This window comes from Microbacterium sp. Leaf351 (assembly GCF_001423825.1).
GTDB classification, from domain to species: domain Bacteria; phylum Actinomycetota; class Actinomycetes; order Actinomycetales; family Microbacteriaceae; genus Microbacterium; species Microbacterium ginsengisoli.
This window is the reverse complement of sequence record NZ_LMPK01000038.1, coordinates 136937-140092: the sequence shown is the minus strand read 5'-3', so window position 1 is coordinate 140092 and position 3156 is coordinate 136937. Positions and strand designations below refer to the sequence as shown.

Below are 3156 nucleotides of genomic sequence, written 5' to 3'. Positions count from 1 at the left end.
CCCGGCCGTCGCTGCCGGAACGCTCGATGTGCGCACCGGGGTCGTCGTGCGGCGGGTCATCGTGGCGGACGGCCGTGCCACGGGGCTCGAGATCGAGTTCGACGGTCAGCTCGAGGTTCTGACGGCGGATGAGATCGTGCTGGCCGGGGGAACGTTCGGCTCGGCCGAGGTGCTGCTGCGCAGCGGCATCGGCCCGGCCGAGCAGCTCGCCGACCACGGCATCCCGCTGGTCGCCGACCTTCCCGTAGGCAAGAATCTCCACGACCACTATCTGGTGCCCGTCATCTTCGGCACCGAGCGGCCGGTCGAGGCGCCCGCCCCCCATCGCTCGGTCACGCAGAGCCACTGGTTCTGGAAGTCGGATCCCGCCCTCGCGGTGCCCGACACCCAGCCGATCACGTTCAGCGTGCCGATGCTCGAACCCGACATGTCGTTCGAGGGCACCGGGTTCACGCTCATGGCCGGGCTCGTGACGACCCACAGCCGTGGCGAGGTCACGCTCGCCGACGCCGGGGACCCTGCCGGCATCCGCATCGATCCGCACGTGCTGGAAGATCCGCGGGATCTCGCGAGCATCCTCGCCAGCGTGCGCCAGTGCCTCGAGGTGGGTGCGCAGCCCGCACTCGCCGACGCGTGGGGGGCGGCGGTCGTCTACCCTGCACCCGGCGCCGGCGACGATGCGCTGATCGCCTACATCCGCGAGCACGTCATCACCTACCACCACCAGGTCGGCACGTGCCGGATGGGCTCCGACGACCGTGCCGTGGTCGATCCGACGCTGCGCGTGCGCGGCGTCGCCGGTCTCACCGTGGCCGATGCGTCGGTCATCCCGACGGTCACCACCGGCAATACCAACGCTCCGGCCGCAGTCATCGGCGAGAAGGCGGCAGACTTCCTGCTCGCGTCAGCCGACGCGCCCGTCGCGGTCACCAACGCCGCCGTCTGAGCGCACCCGATCTCGAGGAGATGAGAACGATGAACCCCCTTCTGCAGCGCGTCAGCGTCGACGGCGGACGCCCGATTCCGGATGCCGCGACCGGCGAGACCATCGGCTACGCCCCCGAGCACGTCGTGAACGACCTCGAGGCGCTGATCACGAGGGCACGCATCGCGCAGCCGGCATGGGCAGCACTACCCGCCAGCGAGCGCGGCGCGCTGCTGCATGCGGCGGCCGAGCGGGTCGCGCTCGTCGCCGACGAGCTGGCCGACGCGGTCTCGCGCGAACAGGGAAAGCCGCTCAACGGCATCGGCGCCCGCGTCGAGGTGGGGGCGGTGCAGGGCTGGCTCCATGTGAACGCCGACCTCGAGGTGGCCCCCGAAGTGCTCGTCGACGACGCCGAGAACTACTCCGAGCTCATCTACAAGCCGGTCGGTCTCGTCGGCGCGGTGGGTCCGTGGAACTGGCCGCTCATGATCACGATCTGGCAGATCGCCCCGGCGCTGAAGATGGGCAACGCGGTCATCGTGAAGCCGTCGGAGTACACACCGCTGAGCGTGCTGGCGCTCGTCAGCATCTTGAACGAGGTGCTTCCCGAGGGGGTGCTGCAGGTCATCTCGGGCGGCCGGGCGGTCGGTGCGGCGCTGACGTCGCACCCCGCCTTCGGGAAGATCATGTTCACCGGTTCGACCGCGACGGGCAAGGCTATCGCCGCGGCATCCGCTCAGAACCTCACTCGGCTCACGCTCGAACTCGGCGGAAACGACGCCGGCATCGTGCTTCCCGGCACCGATATCGACGCCCACCTCGACGCGCTGTTCTGGGGCGCGTTCATCAACACCGGGCAGACGTGCGCCGCGCTCAAACGCCTGTACGTGCATGAGTCGCAGTACGAGCAGGTGCTCGACGCTCTCGCCCGCAAGGCCGCCGCAACCCCGATGGGGCGCGGCGTCGACGAGTCGAACGAGCTCGGTCCGCTGCAGAACGCGATGCAGTTCGACATCGTCGCGCGCCTCGTCGACGACGCGCGCGCCCGCGGACGCCGCATCGTGACCGGCGGCTCGCCCGCGCCACATCTCGGGCGCACGTTCTTCGAGGCGACGATCGTCGGCGACGCTGTCGACGGCGACCCGATCGTCGACGAGGAGCAGTTCGGGCCGGTGCTTCCGGTGATCCGCTACGACACGGTCGAGTCGGCGATCGCGTCGGCCAATCGACTGGATGCCGCACTCGGCGCGTCGGTGTGGGGCGACGATCCCGCGCAGACCCGTGAGGTGGCGCTGCGGCTCGAGGCCGGCACCGTGTGGATCAACAAGCACGGCGGGATCCACCCGATGGTGCCGTTCGGCGGCATCAAGGGATCGGGATACGGCATGGAGTTCGGGTTCGAGGGGCTGAAGTCCGTGGCGGTGCCGGTCGTCATCACGTCGCGATGAGCGTCATGCGCACCGCTCTCGTCACCGGCGCGGGCCGGGGCATCGGCCGCGCGTGCGCGCTCGCGCTCGCCGAGACGGGGGTGGCGGTGCTGGTGACGGACCGCGATGGCGATGCCGCGGACGCTGTGCGTGCGGAGATCGCGGATCGGGGCGGCGTGGCGCTGGCCCAGGCGCTCGACACGACTTCGACTGAGGAGCACGCGCGCGCCATCGACCTCGTGCGCGCGCACTGGGGCGGGCTGGACGTGGCGGTGAACAACGCCGGGATCACGCAACCGGCGACGGACACGGCGGACATCTCGCCGGCGCAGTGGCGCCGCGTGCTCGACGTCAACCTCGATGGCGTCTTCTACGGCGTGCGCCTCCAGCTCCCCGCCCTGCTCGAGCGCGGCGGGGGAGTGATCGTCACGATCTCCAGCCTCGGCGGTGTGCGGGGGCTCGTCGGGATGTCTCCCTATGCGGCCGCGAAGCACGCGATCAACGGCCTGATGAAGACGGTCGCACTCGAGTACGGAAGTCGCGGTGTCCGGGCGTTGGCTGTCGGGCCGGCCTACGTCGCCACCGGTCTCGAGCGCAACCTGCCCGCGGACGTGCAGGCGAGCCTGCCCGGCCTGCACGCACTCAACCGCATCGGCCAACCGGAGGAGATCGGGGCGGCCGTCGCCTGGCTCGCCAGTCCGGCGGCAAGCCTCATCACAGGGTCGTACATCCCCGTCGACGGCGGCTACCTGGCGCGCTGATCGGCTGAGCGCCGCCAGAGAGCGCACGGCGGGTCGCCGCGAA

Annotated in this window: 3 protein-coding genes; all 3 read left to right on the top strand. The window is 70.7% G+C overall.

The window, feature by feature from the left end; translation table 11 throughout:
• A partial coding sequence (locus ASG00_RS18620; RefSeq protein WP_235559599.1) for a GMC family oxidoreductase occupies positions 1-946 on the top strand: 946 nt, incomplete at its 5' end.
• 20 nt (positions 947-966) lie between these two features.
• Positions 967-2373 (top strand): aldehyde dehydrogenase family protein, encoded by a 1407-nt coding sequence (locus tag ASG00_RS13425; protein WP_045248589.1) that lies wholly within the window; start codon positions 967-969, stop codon positions 2371-2373.
• 5 nt (positions 2374-2378) lie between these two features.
• Positions 2379-3113: an SDR family NAD(P)-dependent oxidoreductase gene (locus tag ASG00_RS13420; protein ID WP_235557419.1), complete on the top strand. Its 735-nt coding sequence runs from the start codon at positions 2379-2381 to the stop codon at positions 3111-3113.
• The last annotated feature ends 43 nt before the right edge of the window (positions 3114-3156 follow it).

Bases quoted from the DNA above. Each gene is read 5' to 3' on its own strand.
- ASG00_RS13425 (WP_045248589.1), top strand. From the start codon at position 967: ATGAGAACGATGAACCCCCTTCTGCAGCGCGTCAGCGTCGACGGCGGA.
- ASG00_RS13420 (WP_235557419.1), top strand. From the start codon at position 2,379: ATGCGCACCGCTCTCGTCACCGGCGCGGGCCGGGGCATCGGCCGCGCG.